4 protein-coding genes are annotated in these 4,783 nt (G+C 57.8%); 1 reads left to right on the top strand and 3 read right to left on the bottom strand.

Going from position 1 to position 4,783, the window contains the following annotated elements:
• Positions 1-190: 190 nt before the first annotated feature.
• The 3 genes from istB to QQJ84_RS08990 all read right to left on the bottom strand — a co-directional run bounded on the left by istB (position 191) and on the right by QQJ84_RS08990 (position 3,993).
• Positions 191-919, bottom strand: coding sequence for an IS21-like element helper ATPase IstB (istB, locus tag QQJ84_RS08980; protein ID WP_284257818.1), 729 nt, complete (start codon positions 917-919; stop codon positions 191-193).
• Complete coding sequence (istA, locus tag QQJ84_RS08985) at positions 919-2,418, bottom strand: IS21 family transposase (RefSeq protein ID WP_284257815.1); 1,500 nt, start codon at positions 2,416-2,418, stop codon at positions 919-921. The genes istB and istA overlap by 1 nt, the downstream gene beginning before the upstream one ends.
• Positions 2,419-2,787: 369 nt before the next feature.
• Complete coding sequence (locus tag QQJ84_RS08990; RefSeq protein WP_284257816.1) at positions 2,788-3,993, bottom strand: aromatic ring-hydroxylating oxygenase subunit alpha; 1,206 nt, start codon at positions 3,991-3,993, stop codon at positions 2,788-2,790.
• 145 nt (positions 3,994-4,138) lie between these two features.
• Between QQJ84_RS08990 and QQJ84_RS08995 the strand changes: the two genes are divergently transcribed.
• Complete coding sequence (locus tag QQJ84_RS08995) at positions 4,139-4,720, top strand: TetR/AcrR family transcriptional regulator (protein WP_284257817.1); 582 nt, start codon at positions 4,139-4,141, stop codon at positions 4,718-4,720.
• Positions 4,721-4,783: the final 63 nt, after the last annotated feature.

Below are 4,783 nucleotides of genomic sequence, written 5' to 3' on the forward strand. Positions count from 1 at the left end.
AAACCGACAGCCACACCCTGACGCAAAAGTCAAAGCTAAATCACAGGGCCGCGGGGCATCGCTTACCGTTCTGCGTTAGTTTTTGCTTGTTCAAGTAGGTATGGCCCTGCCTGCCTTGCGCCTTAAGGCGCAAGGCAGGCAGGGCCATACCTACTTGAGTTATTTGCCCCCTGAGCGGAGCGAGGGGGCGTCAGCCGCGGTTTTTGAAGCGCCAGCTCTCATTGCCGGTCTCGACGATATCGCAGTGGTGAGTAAGGCGGTCCAGCATGGCGGTGGTCATTTTGGCATCGCCAAAAACCTGCGGCCAGTCGGCGAAGGCGAGATTTGTGGTGATCAATAGCGAGGTGTTTTCGTAGAGCTTGCTGATGAGGTGGAACAGCAACTGGCCGCCGGATTGGCTGAAAGGCAGATAGCCAAGTTCGTCGATGATGATGAGATCATAGCGCAGCAGTTTTTCCACCAGCCTGCCACTACGGCCGGCGGTATTCTCCTGCTCCAACTGGTTGACCAGATCGACAAGGTTGTAGAACCGGCCACGGGCTTTGGCGCGGATAACGGCAGAGGCAACGGCGATGCACAAATGAGTCTTCCCCGTGCCGGTTCCACCAATAAAGATGGCGTTGCGCCTGGCATCGAGGAAGGTGCCGGTGGCCAGTTCGCGTACCAGCGCTTCGTCGATCACGGTCTCGGCGAAGGTAAACTTGTTCAGATCCTTCAGCACCGGGAATTTGGCGCCGGTCATCCGGTAGCTGATTGAGCGGGCTTGGCGGTGCGTGTGTTCGGCGCGGATCAGACTGGCAATCAGCGGGTAGAATTCGTCACGTCGCGCCATGCCTTTGCCCATGATCTCGTCAAAGGCTGAGCGCATGCCGAGAAGTTTCAGCTCAGTCATCGCCGCCAAGATGTCCTGGCGCTCCATCACGCGGCCCGCCGCAGGCTGTCATAGCGCGCGCAATCGGCGGCCGGCTCAATTTTTAGCCGCAGGGCGTCGGGCGTCGTGATGCTGGGGGGTAGCGCCGGTTGCAGCCTTCGTGCCAGCACGGTGAGGATGACATCACCGCTGGCAAGCCCCGCCTCCAGCGCCTCCGCGCAGGCCGCTTCCACCGCCGCCAGGCCATGCTCCAGCACCGCGCTCAGAATTTTGACGAACTGCCGGTCACCATCGGCGTGACTCTGCAGTTTGCGCCGTACCTCGGCCAATCCGGCTGGCAATTCCCAATCCTTGAAGGGCGCGCCATTGCGTAACGCCCCCGGCTTGCGCAGCAGAATCGGCAAATAGTGCCAGGCGTTGTAAACGATCTGATCGCGCCGAAACTGTCGCTGATGCTCGGCCACCACCTCATCGCCCAGCAGCACGACGATGCGCTCGGCGTGGCTACGTACCAACACCTTTTGCCCGGCGGCGCGCGCATCCACGCTGTAGCGGTTATGGTCGGCCATGATCAGGCAGGTGGTCGTGGCACGCACTGCCTTCTCAACAAAACCATCGAACGGACCACGAAATTCCATCAGGCTGGCACGTTCCTCCTGAAACACTGCCCAGATCGTTCGGTCCTTGAACTCGGGATGCAGCGTGGCCTTGGCGTGGGCAATGCACTGGTCTTCTAGCCACGCATTCAACTCGGCTAGGCTTTTTACCCGCGGCTTGGGCAGGAATAATCTGTCACGCATATTGCCGACCTGATTCTCAATCTGTCCCTTCTCCCAACCTGAAGCCGGCGTGCAGGCACGAGGCTCCACCAGATGGTGCGAGCACATTTGCAGAAAACGCTGATTATACTTGCGGGATTTGCCAATAAAGATCGCCTCAACCGCCGTCTTCATGTTGTCGTAAATGCCGATGCGGCAGACCCCGCCAAAAAAGCAAAACGCCTTGTCATGCGCGTCGAACACCAGTTCCTGGGTCTCGCGGTGATACACCCGCACAAACGGCATCCGGCTGTGCGACAGCTTCATATGCGCCGCCTTGACCAGCACCGGCAGGCCCTGCAGCGTGATGGTCTCGTGGCTCCAGTCAAACTGATACGCCTCGCCGGGCGCAAAGCTCAGCGGCACATAGGCTGCTGCCGGCAGCCGCGCCTGCTCTGCGCGCCAAGCCTTCGCAAACCGATGCACGCTGTCATGCGCGCCATCATAGCCGCGGCCACGTAATTCTTCGAATAAACGCTGCGTCGAGCGCCACTCCCGGCGCGGTAACTTCGCCTCAGCCGCCAAAACCCCGGTTAAAACTTCCAGCCAGGCGCCAAGCTTGGGTGCAGGCTGCACGCCACGGTCATACTTGAACCGGGTCGCCTCACCACGAACCACCTTGCGCACACTCGCTCGGGAAACCGCCAAACGCCGCACGATCTCCTTGATCGGCAAATGCTCCTCAAAATACGCCCGCCGAATATCGCCAATCAAATCCACCTCGATCATCCCCCAAAATATCCCCCCGGCCCGTTAGAGGCCGCAGGAAGAATGCTGACATAAAAACGTCAGAGGGGTCGAAATTGGACGCGAAAGCGACCCCTCAGGGGGTTAACATTGCACGCGATTTTACAATTCAGGAGCTCGCCTATCCTCCGTCACGCTCGCGCGGATGAGTGTGAATAAGCATCGGATTGGGACCCAGCTTGGTTTCATTGCAAGACGCTGATGTAAAGGCTAAAATTTCCATTTTGAAGGGGCCGATCGGCGCAGATCGACCCCCACCAGATGCCAATTTCAATCGTCAATTCAATGGGCTTGTCTGGATTTTTCCGGGGGTTCCCTCTCGGTGTCATGTTCACACCCGCGTGTGCGGAGTCAGTCCGCCAGCAATACGGCAGTGGAAATACCTGCGGGGGCGGAGACGAACCTGTCCAGCCAATAGTGGAAATGCTGCAGCCCACCCTCGTTACGGCCAAACTGGACGTACGGCATCAAGCCTGATTCAAAACTCCGCTGTTGGTCCATCGACAGCGGCAAATCCTCCTCACCCACCACATGAGTCAGGAATTGCGCCATCGCGGTCGCCTCGGCGCGCTGCGCGCCTTCGGGCGGTTTTTCGTGCAGGAAGGTCTGAACCGTAATGGACTCGCCCACGCGCTCACCTGGAAATATCTGCGAAATGATGATGCCGCGTCCGCCCTTGTAGAAACAGTTAATGGACACATTGGGAAAGACGATCCATTCACCGAACAATAATGTTTTGAGCGGCCAGGTCTCGGAGGGCATACCCGCCAGACCGGCGATGTCGTCCTGCTCAAGCTTATGCTCCGCCTTACTGACAAGGCCGAGGCGCTGATGCGGGCCGTAATAGTAATATTGCGCGAGATTACCGATCGTAGGCCCAAACGTGTTTCTGTGCAGCACTGGCAGATGGTAGAAATCCAAATGTGCGTCGAAAGCCAGTTTCCAATTAGCGCCGTGCAGCACACGCCGGTCGAAATAATGCCAGCTCCCTAAGTCGAACCCCGTGAGCAAGCTGCCAAATTCCCCCAGAAATACATCAAAATCCGCTGCCGCTTGCGTGTCCAATATAACCCAGACAAGACCCGCCCGCTCTTCCGCCGGAAACGCCAACAAGCCATTGTCGGCGAATGCGATGTCGCCATACTCCTGGCGAGCCGCCACGCCGCGCAACGTTCCATCAAGCCCATAGGTCCATGCATGGTAAGGGCAGGTAAATCGAGTGGCGTGGCCGCAACTATCTTTTGTTAGCGGTACGCCCCGGTGCCGGCAGCTGTTCAAAAAAGCGCGCAGGGTTCCTTCCTTGCCCCGCACGAGGAGAACGGGAACGCCAGCAACCGTCATGGCCTTGTAGTCGCCAGAGGCGGGAAGCTCGCAGCTGGCCGCCAACATCAGCGGTACCCGCCGGAACAGTTTCATCCGTTCCTGCTGGAACAACGCGGGATCGGTATATATATCGGCCGGCATCGTCAGCACAGATGGCGCCTGCCGGATACGCGCTGTCGCCAAATGCTCAAGCATATCCTGCGCTTCTTCCACGAGCTTACCGCGAATATCCATATTCCCCTCCGGCTCCGTCTTATCGCATTATTTGATAGCGAACGCGCTCGCCGCTGTAAAGCTTTTTATGACGGTGTTATATATAAGATTGTTCAAGCCTGTATTGGGCTGTATCATCATCTTGCATCTTCGATTGGATCACTCATTGCCGCGCATCATTGATCATCAAAATCGCCGCCAACAAGTTGTCGCCGTCGCCAAGGCACGGCTTCTCTCCCACGGGCTTGAAATGGTAACGGTGCGCGAAGTCGCCCAACTCACGGGCTACAGCACAGCTGTTGTCTCGCATTATTTCCGCAACAAGGCTGAGTTGATGTTCCTCATCTTCCAGGATACGCTTTGCCAAACCCAGGCACGACTCGACCACGCAATTGCGGCGCGGTTGCCACTCAGCAAATGCCTTGAAGTCCTGCTCCCCATGGACTCGGAAAGTCGTGATACATGGAAAATATGGTTTGCTTTCTGGAACATGACGCTCAGCGAGCCGGATTTCCACGCTGAGCAGTTGACCCGAACCGAACATGTGCTGACGATTATCGCACAGTTGATCCGCGAGGAGCCAGGCTTTTTGCCGGATGCTGTCTTGGGAGAGGATCTCCGCGCACGCCGAGTCTACGCCATGCTGGTCGGTATTGCCGTTCAAGCCACCCACGACCCCGCGCGTTGGCCCCGCGCGCGGCAGTGTCAAGTCTTGGAAAGCGAGTTGGCTACCTGGGCCGCCGCCTAGCACTACTTTGGCATATTTTTATTATCGTTTTTTGTCAGGGGCGTGTCACAGTGCGGGCATCGT

Source organism: Acidocella aquatica, assembly GCF_030160635.1.
Taxonomy (GTDB): domain Bacteria; phylum Pseudomonadota; class Alphaproteobacteria; order Acetobacterales; family Acetobacteraceae; genus Acidocella; species Acidocella aquatica.